The organism is Flavobacterium flavipallidum (assembly GCF_038289905.1).
GTDB lineage: Bacteria > Bacteroidota > Bacteroidia > Flavobacteriales > Flavobacteriaceae > Flavobacterium > Flavobacterium flavipallidum.
On record NZ_JBBYHU010000008.1, the window covers coordinates 25,850 to 44,999 of the forward strand.

The following is a 19,150-nucleotide window of genomic DNA, read 5'->3' on the forward strand; positions in this document are numbered from 1 at the left end:
TTTTACCAGAACTTCACGTATAAAGCAGCGATAATTAATAATGTAATAATGATTAATACTGTTGTTTGAGGTTTTACCTTGAACATTTCAGTATCCAATTCAAAAGCTTTAGGATTTACTTTTGGCCCTGCAAAACTGATTCCAATCATCAGTAACATCGTAAACATGAACGATAATCCCATACAGATGTGGAATGGAATTTCATACAATCCTTTTCCGTTTGAATAAGCCGTGTATAAGAAAGTTTCGTTTCCAAATAATGCTGGTGCATATTCATTAAACAATACTGACAATAAGAATCCTGCTAACACCCCAACAATTGCAGCTGTTCCTGTTGTTCTCTTCCAGAACATACCTAAAAAGAACATCGCAAATACTCCTGGACTAATGAATCCTGTATATTTTTGGATATAGGTAAATCCTCCTACTCCACCAATTCCTAGTACGTCATTCCAAGTAAATAATACTGCCAAAACCATTGAAGCAAAAACAGCATAACGACCAATGTTTACCTGAGCTCTGTCTGAAGCTCCTTTTTGAATGTATTTTTTATGAACATCTAAAGTATAGATTGTAGAAATACTGTTTACTTTACCTGCCAATGAAGCTACAATTGCAGCAGTCAAAGCCGCAACTGATAATCCTTTTAATCCTGTAGGCAAGAAAGTCAACATCGCCGAGTAAGCTCCGTCTTTTCCTCCTACTAATTGTGGTAAATGACCTCCTTGGTATAAAACATAAGCTGCAATACCTGGCAACATTACAATTACAGGCATTAATAATTTTAATAAACCTGCAAACAAAATACCTGTACGAGCAGTTGTTAAATCAGCTCCAAGCGCTCTTTGTGTAATGTATTGGTTACATCCCCAGTAGTTCAGGTTGATAATCCAGATACCAGCTAAATAAGATAGCATACCCGGGAAAGTAAGGTATTTGTCAATTTCTAACTGTGTAGATGTAGCCGTAGGTCTAGGAATAATCATTTTGAAATGCTCCGGAGCTTCCTGCATCAATACGTTGAAACCCGCAATAGCATCTTTACCAACTCCAAAATATTCTCCTACGGTTGTTAAAGCGATATAAGAAGTAACCAAACCTCCAATAATCAATACTGCCACCTGAATAACGTCAGTATAAGCAACTACTTTCATACCTCCAAGAGAGATAATCAAAGCAAAAATTGCTAATCCTAACATGATTGCGTGAAGGTATTCACCTCCTGCTAATCCGTTAATAGCTACAGCCCCTAAGTATAAAATAGAAGTCAAGTTTACAAAAACATACAAGAACAACCAGAAAACCGCCATGATCAAAGCCGTGGTTTCGTTGTAACGAGTTGTTAAGAATTGCGGCATGGTATAAATCTTGTTTTTCAAATAAACAGGAATAAACCAAATTGCAATAATAATCAAAGCGATAGCAGCTACCCATTCGTAAGCAGCAACTGCAATACCTAAGAAGAATCCTTCCCCACTCATTCCGATAAACTGCTCAGCTGAAATGTTAGAAGCAATAAGCGAAGCTCCAATAGCCCACCAGGTTAAAGTTCCTTCGGCTAAGAAATACGCCTTAGCATCGTGTTCGTTTTTTTCGCGCTTGCGGTAGATGATATATCCGTAAATGGATACTATTAAAAAGTAGATTATAAATACTGCATAATCTGCAAATTCGAGACTTGAGCTCATAAATTATTATTTAAAATTATTAATTGGTAAACTATTTATTCCAGAAAATTTTAGCTTCTTATTTTTTGTTCCCATTTCCAGGCACTTTCCATCGCTTCTTCTAGTGTAGATTGAGTTTTCCAACCCAATACATCATTAGCTTTGTCAGTATTGGCATAAGCCTCAGTAACATCTCCATCTCTTCTTTCTACAATACGATAGGCTAATTTTTGTCCACTAACTTTTTCAAAAGCATTGATTACCTCTAAAACAGAACTTCCTACCCCTGTTCCAAGGTTAAAAGTTTCTACTTTATCCTGATTCTTTTTATTCAATAAACGTTGTAAAGCTATAACGTGTGCTTTAGCCAAATCCACTACATGAATGTAATCACGAATACAAGTCCCGTCCGGAGTTGGATAATCATTTCCATAAACCAATAATTCTTTACGCAACCCAATTCCTGTTTGTGTAATAAATGGCACTAAATTTTGTGGAATTCCTAGAGGCAATTCACCAATTTCGGCTGAAGGATGCGCCCCAATTGGGTTAAAATAGCGCAATAAAATAGCGTTAATCCCACTTACTTTAGCTACATCGGTAATAATTTCTTCTCCAATTTGTTTAGTGTTTCCATAAGGAGACATAGCTGGTTGTACTTCTGAACCTTCATTGATAGGCATTGTCTTGGCCTGACCATAAACCGTACAAGAAGAGCTGAAAATAAAATTAGCATTTTCCTTTTTCTCCAATTCCTGCAATATATATACAAGGGCACTAATGTTGTTCTCGTAATACAACAATGGATTCCCTACGCTTTCGCCAACTGCTTTTGAAGCTGCAAAATGAATTACTCCATTTACATCAGCATGTTTTTTGAAAAAATCCTGAACAGCTCCTTTTTCTCTTAAATCCAGTTTTTCAAAAAGTGGTTTTTTACCCGTAATCGCTTCAATTCCTTGCAAAACATCTTCAGATGAATTGGATAAATTATCAACCACAACCACCTCAAAACCTTCATTTTGCAATTCGACTACCGTATGCGAACCTATGAAACCTAAACCTCCCGTTACTAGTATTTTCATATAATTAAATTTTTATTTTTCAGTTCTACAAGATAAGATTATTTATTTTGTTTGTAATGCACCTCTGATAAATTTCGCAACATTTCGGCACTTTTCTCCGGAGTAATATCTCTTTGAGATTCTCCCATCATTTCATAACCTACCATGAATTTTTTCACGGAAGCCGAACGCAACAATGGTGGATAGAAATGCATGTGAAATTGCCATTCCGGATGTTCTTCACCATCTGTTGGAGCCTGATGAATTCCAGATGAATAAGGGAAAGATGTTTCGAAAAGATTATCATACTTTGTTGTTAGTTTTTTCAAAACTTCAGCAAAAGCAGCAACCTCATCCTCTGTAAAATCAGTGATTTTAGTAATATGACGTTTACTGATAATCATCGTTTCAAAAGGCCAAATAGCCCAGAAAGGAACAATCGCAGCAAAATGATCGTTTTCTACTACAATGCGCTCTTTTACTTTCAGCTCTTCGTTTAGATAATCCTGCAACAAATTAGTTCCATTTTTATCAAAATAAGCTTTTAAATTATCCTGTGTTTTTTGAACCTGCGTTGGCAAAGAAGACTGCGCCCAGATTTGTCCGTGTGGATGCGGGTTACTACATCCCATTACGCTTCCTTTATTTTCAAAAATCTGAACGTGATTGATATAATCTACACTTCCTAAAGTAGTGTATTCTTTTTGCCAGGTATGAATAATATTTACAATACCATCCACATCCATTTCCGGCAAAGTCAAATCATGTCTTGGCGAAAAGCAAACTACCCTTGAAATTCCTCTTTCCGGTTGTGCTTTAAAAAAACTTCCTTCGGCATTTCCGACAAAAGCTATTGCTTCCTGTTTTAAAGCAGCAAAGTCATTTTCGAAAACAAAACTGCTTTCGTAAGGCGGATTTACTTCGCCATTAGCACGAACATTACCAGCGCATAAATAACATTCCGGATCATACTGAGGCAATGCAACCGTATTTATAGCTTCTTTTTGTCCCTGCCAAGGTCTTTTAGCGCGGTGTGGTGAAACTAAAACCCATTCGTTAATCAAAGGGTTATATCTTCTATGCGGATCTTCATTAATATCAAACTGTCTCATAGTATTATTTAGTGTATAGTGATGTTCCGTTACTTACTTTCACGTCGTAAATTTTCAATTCGATTCCGAAAGCTTCGGTATATAATTTTGAGAATTTATCTTTAATTTCCTGTTCGTGTCCTTTTTTAACTAAGTTGATGGTACAACCTCCAAAACCACCTCCCATTAATCGGGAACCGATAACTGCAGCTTCTTCTTTGGCTAAATCAACTAATAAATCCAACTCTTCGCAGCTTACCTCGTAGTCTTTAGACAAACCATCGTGAGTAGCAAACATCAATTCGCCCAAGAATTCAATTTTTCCGTTATCCAAAGCCTCACAAGCCTGAATCACACGGTTGATTTCTTTTACAACAAAAAGAGAACGTCTATAAACGTCATGACTCATTTTGTCTTTCAAGTCAATAATGGTTTGCTCGGTACAATCTCTAAAACTTTTTATTTCAGGAAAATTCGCTTTTACAATAGCAATTCCTTCTTCACATTGCTGTCTTCTTTCGTTGTAAGCCGAAGTCATTAGCGAATGTTTCACATTTGAATCAAACAAAATCAACGAATAATCAGCAAAGTTGGCATCGTGATACGTATATTCTAAAGTACGGCAATCAATCTTGATCACTTTGTCTTCCTGTCCCATAACGCTGGAAAACTGATCCATAATTCCGCATTTGATTCCCACCCAATGTTCTGATTTTTGACCTAACAAAGCAATATCAATAGGTTTGATATTCAAATTAAACAAATCGTTCATCCCGAATAAGAAACCACATTCTAAAGCCGCAGACGAAGACAATCCGGAACCAACAGGAATATTACTGCTAAACACACAGTTTACCCCTTCAAACTGGAATCCGTTAATTTTTAATTGATTGATAATTCCTCTGATGTAGTTCGTCCATTCGTTTTTATCCAAACTTACCTCAGCCGTAACATCAATTTCAAACTCGTCATTCAGGTCTAAAGCTACTACTCTGGAAGTATTGGTATTGTTTTTTGCAAAAGCAAAGCAAATAATCTTATCGATAGCCGCGGGCAAAACATAACCGTCGTTATAATCAATATGTTCTCCAATAATATTAATCCTTCCCGGAGAAAGCACTATTTTATCTGGCTCATTACCAAAGATTTCTTTAAAAGAAGCCGCCGTTTTGTTAATTAAAATATCATTCATTAGTTAAAAATTGGTATAGTGTTACTATTATTTTGATAAAACCTCATTACAGAGCTTCAAATTTATAAGTAGTTTTTTGAGTGTAAATATCTCCTTTTTTCAAAACCGAACTTGGAAAATTAGCATGATTTGGAGCGTCAGGGAAATTTTGAGTTTCAAAACAAATTCCACTTAAAGCATGATAGCTTGCATTTTCTTTTCCTTTTAAATCAGGACCACAATTTCCGCCCACATAAATATGAACTCCCGGCTGATCGGTATAAACGTCCATTTTTAAATTCGTTTTTGGACTAAACAGAGTCGCTTTTACTTCATCATTGTTTTCAACTACAAAAGTATTATCGATATTTTGAGGACATTTTTTGGCTGTTCTGTAATCAAAAACCGTATTAGCCACCTCCAGAATATTCCCGGTTGGGATACAATCTTCTCTGGTTTCTACCACTTTTTGTGCATGTACCACCAAATCCTGATCAGCAACATCCGATTGATGTCCGTCCAAATTGAAATAACTGTGGTGCGTTAAGTTGATAACTGTATCTTCGGTAGTTGTTGCTTTGTAATCCAGAATCAATTCGTTTTCTTCCGTCAAAGTGTAGGTCAAACTTACTGATAATTCGCCCGGATAATTTTCTTCTCCGGCAGCACTAACATAACTTAAGGTAATTGATGGGTTTTCGCCAGTCGTAACTAATTCTACTGTCCAGTTTTTTTGACTAAAGTTGTCAATTCCACCGTGTAAAGAATTAACACCATTGTTAATGGCTAATTGATACGATTTTCCGTTTAATTCAAATTTTCCTTCACTAATTCTACCTGCATAACGCCCTACAGTAGCTCCTATATAAGGCTTACCATCTAATTGAAAAGACTTTTCATATCCTTCAACAGTATCAAACCCTAAAACCACATCAATTAATTGATTATTTTTGGCGGGTATTTTTAAGGAAGTCAATGTAGCTCCAAAAGGGATTACTTTTGCTACTGCTCCTTTTGAATTAGTTAATTCGTAAAATTCAGCAGAATTATTTTCAGATATAGACATAAATATGGTTTATTTTTATTAATTGGTTGAGAACGCAAAAATAGAAATAAACCACATATAAACTATACCACTACCTACCAGTTTTTAAAATATAGCCACTAGATAAAAAACGAAGCATAAATAAAATCCAATATTCTTTCGAATTTCAGATACTCTATTCATGCTTCGATACTTAAAAAAATTAAAGAACCTAGATATATAAATCGATAAATATTTATTTTTATATTGTTTGGTTTATTGTGTTTTTTATTCGAATTCTAATCATCGCAATTAATGCTTTTGAGTCCCAGGTTGCACAAGATTTATACCGCTGGCACTTCTTGGCACAGCCAAAGGTAAACGAATCCATTTTTCATTTAGCCAAATTTTTCCTTCAAGATTATAACTCCAAGCAACACTCATGGTATTCTCATCTATCAAATTATATTTAATAGGTGAATCTTTTCCACTTAAACGAGGGTGTAGCACATTCTCTATGATGTGCTCCACTAAAGTACTGTCTGACTCTATTTCGTAAGATCCATATTGTACGATTATTGTTTCATTGGGCAAAGTTGCAAACGTATAATAAGTACCATCAGCATTAATTACTTTGTAGTCCCCTGTTAGTATTCTTATTGATTCCCCATTTGTCAGTTTTCTTTCGTCTATTAAGCGCCAAATACCCACAATTGATTTTGAAATAGGAATATGATTTTGTTCTGTCTGTGCTGATAATTTTACAGAAAAAACAACAATTAATAATACAAGAATGTGCTTCATAATAAGTTTTTTTGGTTATTCTAATAAAATTAAATAGAACAGTTGTAGCAATTTCCAAACAAAGCCACTAAAAAAAGCATAAATGAAATGTTCCATTTATGCTTTTATTACAAATTCTTATTTAAGATTAATTACTTGGCATTCCATCCGTTTTCATCCCTTGTAAAATTAAAGCATTCATCATATATAGAAAATCACTTCCGTCATCCTCATGTGCACCATTGACACCATAAGGCCAAAAATGGGTATTATCTCCTTTTACTACTGCTGTAGGATCATTTGTCATCATCTGCAAAATTTCATTAGCTCTAGTACCATCCCATGTTCCACCAGTCATTAATTCCCAATATTTAGTATGCGTTCCAACTCCTACTGAATGAGCCATTTCATGCATGGCTGTTCCTGCTTTTTGATAACCTACATTGGAACCCATGTTAATCCATCCTGCAAAATTGGCATCTGCTGTCGGAGTGCCCGGAGAATAATTTACGGTAACATGTTTCACTATAGATGTAAAATTATTATAATAAGTTGTAGCCAAATCAAAAGCTGCTTTTATTCTGGTAACAGTAGCTGCATCTGCTCCATTTTGGTTAAACGAATAAGTAAAATTACCTTTTCTAATAGTACTTATTGCAAACTCTTGACCATACAAAGTCTTTTGGGAAGTAATTGCATAAGGTCTAACATAATATATTGTTTCAGGTGTTAATCCTGTAATACGTTGCTTAAACTTACTTTCAATACTTGTCCTTTTTATTTTACTATTAGCAACTGTAGGTTCTCTCGAAGTACCGTAAACCACACCAATTTCTTGAATCGTTAAATCACCATGTTCTTTTAACTCTACATCCAAAAATATATCTTGAGCACCAGCTACTTTAACTCTTCCAAAGACCAATAGAGGAGAAGCTATATCTGTCGTTTTAAAAGAAACCTGATTACCATAAGCAATACCTTTTTTATTTACTGCATATGCACGTGCATAATAAACTGTCTCACCATCCAAGTTTTTAAGACTACTTTTAAAGTCACCCGAACCCATTACTAAATTCGCTTTACTTTTTGAATCTTCATATTCAGGATCTATTTGTTTACTGTAACATATACCTCTTTCGGTAACACTTGTACCGCCATTATTTTCAATTTTACCCCAGATAACGGCCTCGGTTGACAAAATACTTTCGGCTTCATTTGTAGATATTGTTGCTAAAACCCCCAGATTATTATTATTTTCTTCTGATACTGGATCCACTGAAGAACTTCCTGAAGAGCAAGCACAAACTACTAGAAATAATAACAATAATACATTAATACCTTTTTTCATAATGTTAATTTTTAATTTATAAATTCCATTTATCCATCCATTTCAAAACAGGCCTTTTATCTTCAAACTCTATTGGAAGCCATACATAAGTCCCATCTATAGGTTTTTTAGGATTCCAACGATCAGCCATAAAAATGAATTGTTCATTTTTACCTTGTATAGGCAAGATATATGTTCCTTGAGATTTAAAGGTCAATAATGCTCCCTCTCCTACGCACGGATTCCCCATAGCTTCCCAAGGTCCCCATATTGATTTTGATCTAAAAGAACGAGCTGCATTAGGATCCCAGCCTGTACATCCCGAAGTAATCATATAATATACACCTCCTGTTTTAAAAATAGTTGGAGCCTCATTATGACCACCTGGTTCTAGTCTAACCCATTTTCCGGTAAAACCTAAATAATCATTCGTTAATTCAGCAATATGAAGTGTCAAATTTTCTTCAGAAGAATAGATCAAATAAGCTTTTTGATCATCATCAACATAAACCGTCATATCTCTTGACATCTGCCCATTTACATAATCTTTACGAACAAACATTCCATTTTTTATTTGACTCATCCATTCAGGAGTCCACCACTTTAACTGACTTTCGTCAACATTTGCGGTTTTATATTGGTCTTCAAAATTCAACGGCCAAACCCCTTTATTAGGACGATAAGATTTTAAAAACTTGAATGGCCCTTTAGGGGTATCACTAACAGCTACAGCAGCTTTTGCAGCTTCATAACCTTTTCCCTTCAACTCCAGATGAAACCACATGATATACTTTCCTGTTTTTTCATTAAAAACAACTTTAGGACGTTCAATAACACATCCTTTTGTAATTTCAGAATTCAAATCGGTTTCAACTTTTAGGACAATCCCTTCATTTCTCCAATGGTATAAATCAGTTGAAGAATAACAACGAACACCCATTAAAGCAGTATTACCTTGACTTCCGGATGTTTTATGTTCACCATACCAATAATAGACGCCTTTCTTAAATAAAATTCCTCCACCATGCGCATTTATATGTATTCCATCAGTATCTAACCATTCCTTTCCCGGAATAAAAACTTTGTTCTGACTAAAAACTGCAGCAGTTGTCAGACTAAAAAAGAATATTACTAAACAAACTTGTTTCATTTGACTATCTTTTTTGGTAAACTCTTACGTAATCGATAATATATTTAGAAGGAAAACTTTCCGAATTGAAACTTCCACCCTGATCTCCACCTACAGCCAAATTGAGTAATAAATAATGAGGTTGTCTAAAAGGTAAAATCATTTGATTTTTCCCTTGCATTGTATCGCTAATAATTGTTTCATTCAAAAGCTGATTATCGACATACAATCTGATAAAATTAGCATCCCAATCCATTCTCCATATATGAAATTTATCCGCCCAATTGTCCTTTTTAAAATCACTTAATAATTGAGAAAAACTATCCCATTCAGTATCCACCTTATCTGATTTCCAAGCTACATTAGCCAAAATTTTCCCTTTATAATATTCCATAATGTCAATTTCTCCATTTGCAGGCCAGTTTCCTTTTACTCCTAATGTCCAAAATGCCGGCCACATTCCTTTACCAACAGGTATTTTCGCCCTCATTTCAAATCGTCCATATTTCCAAGAATGTTTACCACGTGTAATTAAACAGGAAGATGTAACTTTTATAGAATCTCTTTTTTTGTTCCAATCCTTGTGACTTTTAGAAATAAAATCAGGATTAACTTTGTGCTCTTTTTTTGCTTCAATAATTAAAAACCCATTTTGACAATAAGCATTTTCTTTTTGATACCATTGTTCTTCGTGGTTTCGAACAAAACCGGTTTCATAATTCCAGTTATTCTCATTGGGAGAGCCATTAACTGAAAACTCATCGCTCCAAACTAACTTATATCCTGAATATATTTGAGGTTGTTTTTCTAAAGAAAAAAAACAATAAACAGCAATTATTACTATCCCTAATCCTAAAAAATTTAACAATGACGACTTCATATCCCAAACTTTATCATATTAATCTACTTTATTACCACTAAAGAAGCACTCAACTACAGCAGTATGTTTTAAAATTCCAAAACAGACATACCACTTAAAATAAATTACGAACTTAATTGCCAACTCATTACAACTTTATCTTTTAAAACCTTGTGCTTTCATAATTTATCTAACATATTAATATGTGATAAATAATCATTACTCCATTTTATTGATCCCACTTATTAACTTCAGAAAAACCAACATTAAAAAAGTGTGTTTTTTCATTTGACATTTAAAATGATAATAACAAAAATCATAAGCCTCATAAAAACACTATTTATAAATGATATTATTTCGATTAAACATTGAATTTACAGCAGCTACCCAACATATAAAAAAGGAAATATTTACTAAAAAAATAGCCTAAATCTTGTTAAAACAAAATATTACTAAAAATAAATCCAACACACTAATTATGCCTATAGTACAATTAAAAAAAGTAATACTAAAAAAACAATTGATTTTATCTATATCAATCCCCTACATTCTAATCAAATACAATAAAAGCTGTTGACTAAAATAGCATAAAGCTTCTCGTAGAAATGACATTAATGATCTTTGTTTTATTTATCAAAGATGTTTCCAAAAACATTACCCTTAAATTTTTGAATATCACTTCTACGATTAGCTCTTTGCTATACAATCAATTACAAATCAGATCGTAACAATATAATATTATCCATAAAAAGAATTGGACTACCACCTCCACCTGCGTTTGCCGTTTTCTTGTAACCCATTCTAATTATTACTGATTTAGGTGTAGTAACCGTAAATACCAAACTATGTGTCTTCCAAACATTAAGTGCTGTTGAATAAGAATCATAGATAGGCAAACCATCCATTTCATACCCCATCAAACTAGATGCCCCAGTAGCAGTTTGAGAAACCAAAGAATTCCAAACCAAAGTGTACTTCCCTATTGGTAATGTTATTACTTGTTGTGCATATAATTCAACAGGAGATGGCAACCAATGCTCTTTAACAGCTAAAAGCCCACTTCCCCCAGTCTGAGTTATTTGAGGAGTAGTTCCAAATACATTACCCGCTGTATTATAAGTAGAATTATACAATACTGGAGCTAATTTTTTATATTCAATTGGCTTATTTGATGCTACACCATTTGTAGTAAGATTAGTCCCTGGTGGAGTATTTGTTGACCAACCCGGAACCGCATAAATACCATCAACAACTCCAACAAATGCTGCTGTAGGCCCCAAAGGATTTGTTTCGAAACCAGCATTAACAACATATAGACTTGTTACATCTACCTGGGGAGCAAATAAACTTTCAGGTGTAAAGAAACTGTCTATTGCCCCTTCCTCTGGTAGATAAACTGTTTTATATTTAACATTAGTACCCGCTTTAAAATCTGAAATTTTAAAATCACTTTGGTTTATAGGCATTATTAATTCCTTCTCTGAATCGTCTGTTGCAGTATACTTTAGAATAGAATAAGATGATTTAGCTGTTAAATCATTTAAAGCTGCAAGGTTTCCATCTAGATTAACTCCACTATTAATACCTACAGCTATATTTCTATTCATAATAGCTGCAGTTAAAGAGGCCTCATAGCGTTCACCATAAACATTACCAATGACATAAACTGGAACAGATTTATTTCCTAATTTATCGTAGGTACGTACTTCAAAATTGTATATATTTTCATCAAGATCATTAATAACAACATCTAACTCATCAATTCCTGATGTTCTGGTGATGGGCACTACTACTGAATCTTTGTGTGTATTCCAAAAAACACGTACTTCACTTACCTTAGGGTCAGAAATGATTAGTCCTTTTATATTTACTCTATTTCTTCCTCCATAAACATGTAACGAATCAATTTTTCCTGTATAGGATACTTCACCATCTTTGATAAAATCTTTATAGGTATCATCAATACTACTACAAGACCATAATCCTGCTGTTATAAGCAACAAGATTATGGATGGGAAAATATATTTTTCTATTTTGTTCATAACAATAGTTTTTGACATTAAACATTAATTAGCTCCATAAACCTGAATTTCAGCAATAGCCATAGATCCAATACCTCCCCAGTTTTTAAGAGATTTTATTCTCAAATATCGAATAGGAGGTGCTGTTGCATCAAAATCCCAACTGAATCCTGCTGCGGCAATATTGTAATCTTCAGACGTTTGCTCTCCAAATGGGAGACCTGAAGGTTTCACAGCATTGTAGGTTCCTAATTTTATCCAAGATTCATCTAGATTTCCATCTGGATTAGGACTTGCTGAACCCCAAATCTCAAATTCTTTCAAATTCCCTGTATAATAAAAGGTTCTTCCATTATAATATTCAGGGTAATCCCAAATTACAATACGACTCATCCTTTTGAGGACACCGGTATCAATAGTCACGACATGCTGTCCCGCTACCGCACCTTGTGTTAAAAAACATCTTGGCCAATCCCATTGATTACCATCCCACATTCCTGAAGGTACAGCTGAAGTATGTGATGGAGTATCTCCAGGTAAAGGAAAATGTTTATACCCTGATTTAGGAATGGTAAACTCTTCTAATGGAGTTAAATTAGCAAATATGGTATCAGTTGTATTTAACCATCTATCCCTAACGGTAATCGCAAATTCCTGCTCAACTGGCTGAAAACCTCTCACTGTTCTATTAATGAGATCAGTAGAAGTATAAATACTTCGAGGATTAACAACCCAATCTCCCTTAATATCTTTTTGCATTACAAGAATAGAAAGATTTGCACGTGTTAAATTATTACCTGTAACATAAATACCACCAAAAGCAGCACCAGTTTGAAGACTTCTGTACACATCCCAGATTGGCGATTCTAAAGGTTTAATTTTTACAACAACTGGTTTAGATGCAGTTTCACTTCTATTCACAGCATACACTTTTACATCATGTTCTTCTGTATCGGCAAAACCATCAACTGTAAGCGTATTATTATAATAGGAAGATTTTACTTCCATTTTACGTCCAGAAGCAAGTGTATATTCAGCTTTGATATATAATAAATCCTGATCCGAAGGCAAAGTATAGGTTAATTTAGCTTTACCTGGTAAATTTTCAACAGTTACATTCTCAACTTGTCCGGGTGGTGTTGAGTTATGTTCTAAAGGCTCTAAATTATTTTGTTCGCAACTAACAACTAACAGCGTTATCATTGTTGCAAAAATGCTTCTATGTACTATTTTCCAATTCATAATTATCTATTTAATATTACCAACCTAAATTTTGAACTAAGTTTGGATTTTGAATTAATGCACTTTCTGGTATTGGCCAAAAATAATCTCGTGGAGCAACAAACTGTTGATTGGTCACAGTCAATTCCTGATAATAAGAAGTTTGATCAGTACCTTTAATATTCCATCCTGTAATTGGCGCATTTAAATTTTGAGCAGCTAACTTCCATCTTTTTAAATCCCAAAAACGATGTCCTTCAAATGCTAATTCAATTAATCGCTCCTGACGAATAATATCTCTAAGACCTGCTTGAGTAGAAGGTTTTGAGGGCATTGAAGAAAAATTAGCCCATGAATCCACTACACCTGCTAATCCGGCTCTTTCTCTTATACGGTCTAAATAATCATAAACCGTTGCAGAAGGCCCTTCAGATTCATTTAAAGCTTCAGCATACATTAAATATAAATCAGCTAGACGAAATTCCGGCCAGGCATAGCCTTTATAAAATGAACCTCCAGTAGTATAAGTAATTTGATTCCAATCTACTAATTTCTTCACAAAATATCCGGTAACATTCATATGAAATGAGTGTGAAGCTCCTGCTGGTTCCCCAAACTTAGCTTTTAATGACCAAACATTTCCAGCAGTATTATCGACATCTGATTTAGAAGGGCTATCATATTTGTACCAAACCCCTCCATCAAAACCTAAATCTGCATAAAAACGAGGCTCTCTGTCAAAATTAATTCTGGCAGTAACAACACCTTCTTTGATATGAAAGCGTTCTGCATTTGTAGCTGCTCTCAACTGAACATCATTTGAAAAATTTAAAGTCTTATCTTCATTAATTGGCACGCCATTTTTAGTATAAAACATTCTGGCAATTTTTAATGGAGGAGACATGATTTTTCTGGCGTCATTATGGTTATGTGCAGGATCTAAAGGAGGCATGGCTAACCTCTGGATATCGGAAGTCTGACTATTCGAATTACCCCAAATTATTTCCGAATTCCATCTTTCACAAACTGCCTGACGAATACTCATTTGAGTCATTGTTTCGGCTGAAAGAGTAAATGGAGATTGTGGAAAAACATATAAACTTTTACCGTTTGCTTCGGCTGACTCAATAGCCGCTAGAGCTGCATCAGACGCTAATTTCCATTTATTTACATCATAAGTAGCGTTAAATAATGGAGTCCCATCCTTATTCACTAAAGTTGCAAAATCATTATTTCCATTAAACAATGGACTGGCTGCCATAAGCAACAATTTAGCTTTTACACTTAAAGCAATCGTCTTTGTAATTCTACCCGCTTCAGTTGTTGGAACTATATCATTGTCCTCAGGCAATTTTGCAGTAGCTGTATCTAACAAATCTGCTATATATGAAACGCATACATCTACAGGCTCTCTTCTTACATTAATCTCATTCTCTGGCGCATCGATTGGAATATTAGTTCTCATAAGCGGAATTGGCCCATACATTCTTAGTAAATAAAAATGATAATATGCTTTCAAAAACTCCACTTCTCCTATCCATCTCTGTCTCTCTGTAGCGGTAATATCAGGAACTTTTGATTCATCTGTAAGATTTTCTAAGAAGATATTACAATGACGTATCCCTATAAACAATTTGTAATTATCCCCAGGTCCTCCTCCGGAATAATTTCCATCCCATACGTTGAAATAAGGATTTGCTCTTCTTTGACTGCCTCTTGCAATTTCAAATACATCACTGGCAATAGATGTTTTATAAGGAATCCACATTTCGTCACCTCCAAGAAAACCTGGATTATGGTAAATACTTCCATCTTTAGGAAGATAGGAATAACAAGTAAACAAATATTTCTCTGCTTCATTTCTTAATTTAAAAGCATTTTCAATAGTTGCAACATTATCTGGTATAACATCTAGGAAATCACTTGAACATGCACTTACGGACAATAAGGCAATAAATGATGATGCTACTGGAACAATAGATTTTTTCAATCTATATAGTATGGTTTTATTTTCTTTCATGATTAATATTTTTTATGCCTTTATCATTTTTCACATATTACAAATCAAGTAATATTCCAAAATTGTAAGTTACCTGGATAGGATATCCTAACCCATTTCCTCCCATTTCAGGATCCCACAACTTAAAACTACTGAAAACCACCGGGTTCATAGTATTAGCATACATTCTCAAACTAGAAATTTTAAATTTTTCTAAAAACGTCTTAGGAACATTATAACCTAACTCAATACTTTTAAGCCTTAAAAATGCCCCATTTCTCATCCACCAGGTAGAAGTTTGATTGTTATTTTCTATAAAGGTATCACTCAACCTTGGCCAAAAAGCATATAAATCTTGATTATCTTCTGACCAGTGGTCTTCGGCAATTACTTTCAACAATCCGTTTTGAGCTCCACCATTAATAACAAAAGGAGAGATATTTTGTGAATTAATAAAGAATGATGAACGAGCAGAACCTTGGAAAAACAAGCTAAAATCTAAATTTTTATATCCTAATGTTCCTCCAAAACCATAAATAATTTCTGGAGAAGTTGGATGGCCAATAGGCACTCTATCAAGTGAAGAAATGACTCCATCTCCATTCACATCTTTGTATTTGATATCTCCTCCACCATAAACCCCAAACTGTCTTGGTGAGTTAGCCGCTTCCTGATCATCAACAAATAATCTTTCAGCAATGTATCCATAAGTTTGAGAAATTGAATTTCCTTTTCGATACAAATAACTTAATTCGGGCGGATAATAATTTTCATCATATTTTAAAATTTTACTGGTTGAATATGTTAGATTCCCTCTTAAATTTGTAAACCAATTATTACCAAAGTGCTTATTGTAGTCAATGGACATATCCATACCTTTACTCTCAGCCGAACCAAAATTGGTCGCAGGTGTTACAGAAAGGCCTAAAGTAGAACCGATATTTGAACGGGTTTGTAAAATATTAGAACGGGTTTGTTTAAATGCATCAATAACTATATTAATAGAATTGAACAACTTCAAATCCATACCTATATTGATTTGTTTGGAACGTTCCCAACTAATCTTATCGTTAGCATATCTTGAAATAGAAATACCATCACGGTAATAACCATTTAAATCTCCAAAACTGGCTCCGTAAGTTCCATTATTCAAACTAACATTAGACAAATAAAAGAATCTATCATTTACATTTCCTATCTGATCATTACCAACCCATCCATAACTGGCTCTGAATTTTAAATTACTTATTACATCAACTAAGGGCTCGAAAAATTTCTCATTGGAAACTACATATCCTACAGCTAAGGAAGGAAAGAAACCATATCTATTGTTTTTAGCAAAACGCTCTGAACCATTATATCCAAAGTTAAACTCCGCTAAATACCTTCTATCATAACCATAAGTAAAACGACCTGAAAGACCAAAGTTTCTACTTGGCAAAGATGCTTGGAGACTTCCTGGATTCCCTGACTCAACATTTTGAAGGATATTAATTAACATACCACCCACATCATGCTTGTCATTAAAAGTTCTGTTATAATTAATCGATGTTTGAAGATAAATTTCTGAGCTTAGGTTTTTAGTACCTTCACTATAATTTAAATATTCTGTCCCAGGGGTTCCTATAGAACCTTCTCCTCCAGGATTCAACAAGTTTAAGGTTATGTCGTCATTATCAGGATTAATAGTTGCATTATAGAAAAAGGGATTGTACTGTCTTGAAAGACTATAAAATGAATATCTTCTAATATAGGTCATCGCTCTTGCATTTAATCCCTGAGTAATCGATTTAAGATCCTGCTTCAATTCTAACTGAGTTTGAATTGTAGAAGCTTTACTCACTTGATAGCCTCTTACCATTTCGGCGTATGGATTCGTTAACAGAGTAGTACTTCCATAACCAGCAACTGCACCACCAAATAAAGGATGCTCTATATAAGGTAATAAACTTGAAGGATAAACAGCTGGAAAGGCTACCGGATTAGACCAAATAGCTCTATTAAACAATGCCGTTCCTCCACCAACAGGACCTGTATAATCATCAAACTGACTATAAAATCTAATAATACCTTCAGTAGTTGGAGTCAACTTAATATTTACATTAGATCTAAAAGAATAATTTCTTAATTTAATATTATTATTAAAATTATTTAAACCATCCACTTTCAAAACTCCATTATCAATATTATAAGTACTAGCAACATAATATTGCGTTTTGTCACTACCTCCACTTACACTTAAATTATATCCTTGATTGAATGTATAATCTTTTATCAATTGATCAATCCAGTTATTGTTAGGATATAAAATAGGATCAGCACCTGCAGCCGTTCTGTCTATCTTTATCTGCGAATATGGCAAGACGCCTATTGGATTTCGGGTCAAGACAGCTTCATTTGCCAAATTCATATAAGTGATATTATCAGCAAAATTGAAATTTCGAGTATTAGTTGAAAGCTTATTCTCTTGTCGAAATCTAAGTTTTAACTTTCCTGCTTTACCCGATTTAGTAGTAATCAACACTACTCCATTAGCACCACGAGCTCCATAAATAGCTGCGGCTGATGCATCCTTTAATACAGAAAAATTCTCTATATCATCAGGTTGTAAACGCGCCATATCCGTAGTAGTAGATTCAACTCCATCAATCAATATTAATGGATTAACTTTTCCGGATCCGAAAGACCCTAAACCACGGATAAAGAAATCTGAATTATCTGCTCCCGGTTCACCACTTCTTTGATAGGCAATCATACCTGATACTCTACCCGCCATCATTGTTGTAAGGTTACTAGTAGGTCCTTTTATTTCACCTACTGGTATAGATGTTATCGCACTTACTAAACTTGTTTTCTTTTGAGTTCCGTAACCCACAACCACAACTTCATCTAATCCCTCTGAACTAGGTTTTAACTGCACTTTAAATTCTGAACGGGTCCCTATTTGTAATTCAACCGTTTGATACCCTACAGAACTTACAACCAAAACTTTTGAATCTGCAGCTAACTTCAAAGTAAATTTACCATCAAAATCTGTAATTGTTCCTATCTTAGAATCAAGAATAGAAACTGTAGCACCTGGTAGTGGCATACCATTTTCGTCATTAATCTGACCACTAATCGTTTTTTGTTGTTGTACTGTTTTAAGTCCCTTGTCACTCACATAATCTAAAGTATATGCCTGCACTTGATAAAAAGATGCTAACACACAAAAAAGAGTCAGCTTTTTTCTTAAATCAAACCCATATACACGATCAGGAGCTTTTTTCATCCTAATAAAATTTGTCATGTTTCGTTGTAATTTTTGGTAAGTTATTAATTAGTTAGTTGAACATATTGTAACACAAAAAACTCTATCTAAAGTCAATTTAAACTATTCTTAAGAAAAGATTTGTAAGTGTTAACAAATAATTCACATTACAAATCTATCTGAACAAAGAGACACTAGAGGGGGGAATTTCAACATTAAAAAGGGGACAAATCAGTAAAATCAACAAAAAGAAGCATACCATATTAAAACAACAAAAAAAATAGACAAAAAAAACACATGTTACAATAATTACCCCAATATACTACTACAACCACAACGCATAATTAACGGATCTTTATTTAAAAAAGACATTTTAATAACCGAATAGAACAAATAAAATTTAACTCTATTTTAATATAAGTATTTTAAGAAAACTGGTTAATATAAAAAAGCATAAATAGAAATTCAAAAACCCAAAAAAAAAGCAACAAAACTATTCTAAATCTAACCCCAACTATACAAAACAATTCTTTTATCAATTTAA

13 protein-coding genes are annotated in these 19,150 nt (G+C 34.0%); all 13 read right to left on the reverse strand.

Going from position 1 to position 19,150, the window contains the following annotated elements:
* Positions 1–2: 2 nt before the first annotated feature.
* On the reverse strand, positions 3–1,688 hold the full coding sequence (locus tag AAEO59_RS05940) for a sodium/sugar symporter (RefSeq protein ID WP_341699821.1): 1,686 nt from the start codon (positions 1,686–1,688) through the stop codon (positions 3–5).
* A gap of 50 nt (positions 1,689–1,738) precedes the next feature.
* Positions 1,739–2,752, reverse strand: coding sequence for a UDP-glucose 4-epimerase GalE (gene galE / locus AAEO59_RS05945; RefSeq protein WP_341699822.1), 1,014 nt, complete (start codon positions 2,750–2,752; stop codon positions 1,739–1,741).
* A 38-nt stretch (positions 2,753–2,790) separates the two neighbouring features.
* The gene (locus AAEO59_RS05950; protein WP_341699823.1) at positions 2,791–3,843 is read right to left on the reverse strand and encodes a UDP-glucose--hexose-1-phosphate uridylyltransferase; all 1,053 of its coding nucleotides are present in this window, start codon (positions 3,841–3,843) and stop codon (positions 2,791–2,793) included.
* Between the two features lie 4 nt (positions 3,844–3,847).
* Positions 3,848–5,014: a galactokinase gene (gene galK, locus AAEO59_RS05955; protein WP_066328311.1), complete on the reverse strand. Its 1,167-nt coding sequence runs from the start codon at positions 5,012–5,014 to the stop codon at positions 3,848–3,850.
* 46 nt (positions 5,015–5,060) lie between these two features.
* The gene (locus AAEO59_RS05960; RefSeq protein ID WP_341699824.1) at positions 5,061–6,059 is read right to left on the reverse strand and encodes an aldose epimerase family protein; all 999 of its coding nucleotides are present in this window, start codon (positions 6,057–6,059) and stop codon (positions 5,061–5,063) included.
* 270 nt (positions 6,060–6,329) lie between these two features.
* Positions 6,330–6,821: a DUF4488 domain-containing protein gene (locus AAEO59_RS05965; RefSeq protein WP_341699825.1), complete on the reverse strand. Its 492-nt coding sequence runs from the start codon at positions 6,819–6,821 to the stop codon at positions 6,330–6,332.
* Positions 6,822–6,948: 127 nt separating this feature from the next.
* A complete protein-coding gene (locus AAEO59_RS05970; RefSeq protein WP_341699826.1) occupies positions 6,949–8,148 on the reverse strand; it encodes a hypothetical protein in 1,200 nt (399 codons plus the stop codon).
* A gap of 16 nt (positions 8,149–8,164) precedes the next feature.
* On the reverse strand, positions 8,165–9,277 hold the full coding sequence (locus AAEO59_RS05975) for a glycoside hydrolase family 43 protein (protein ID WP_341699827.1): 1,113 nt from the start codon (positions 9,275–9,277) through the stop codon (positions 8,165–8,167).
* Between the two features lie 4 nt (positions 9,278–9,281).
* Positions 9,282–10,136, reverse strand: a complete 855-nt coding sequence (locus tag AAEO59_RS05980) for a glycoside hydrolase family 16 protein (RefSeq protein ID WP_341699828.1) — start codon at positions 10,134–10,136, stop codon at positions 9,282–9,284.
* A 689-nt stretch (positions 10,137–10,825) separates the two neighbouring features.
* Positions 10,826–12,157, reverse strand: coding sequence for a DUF4998 domain-containing protein (locus tag AAEO59_RS05985; RefSeq protein ID WP_341699829.1), 1,332 nt, complete (start codon positions 12,155–12,157; stop codon positions 10,826–10,828).
* A 24-nt stretch (positions 12,158–12,181) separates the two neighbouring features.
* Positions 12,182–13,378, reverse strand: coding sequence for a DUF4959 domain-containing protein (locus AAEO59_RS05990; protein WP_341699830.1), 1,197 nt, complete (start codon positions 13,376–13,378; stop codon positions 12,182–12,184).
* 16 nt (positions 13,379–13,394) lie between these two features.
* A complete protein-coding gene (locus AAEO59_RS05995; RefSeq protein ID WP_341699831.1) occupies positions 13,395–15,377 on the reverse strand; it encodes a RagB/SusD family nutrient uptake outer membrane protein in 1,983 nt (660 codons plus the stop codon).
* A gap of 37 nt (positions 15,378–15,414) precedes the next feature.
* Complete coding sequence (locus AAEO59_RS06000) at positions 15,415–18,627, reverse strand: SusC/RagA family TonB-linked outer membrane protein (protein WP_341699832.1); 3,213 nt, start codon at positions 18,625–18,627, stop codon at positions 15,415–15,417.
* Positions 18,628–19,150: the final 523 nt, after the last annotated feature.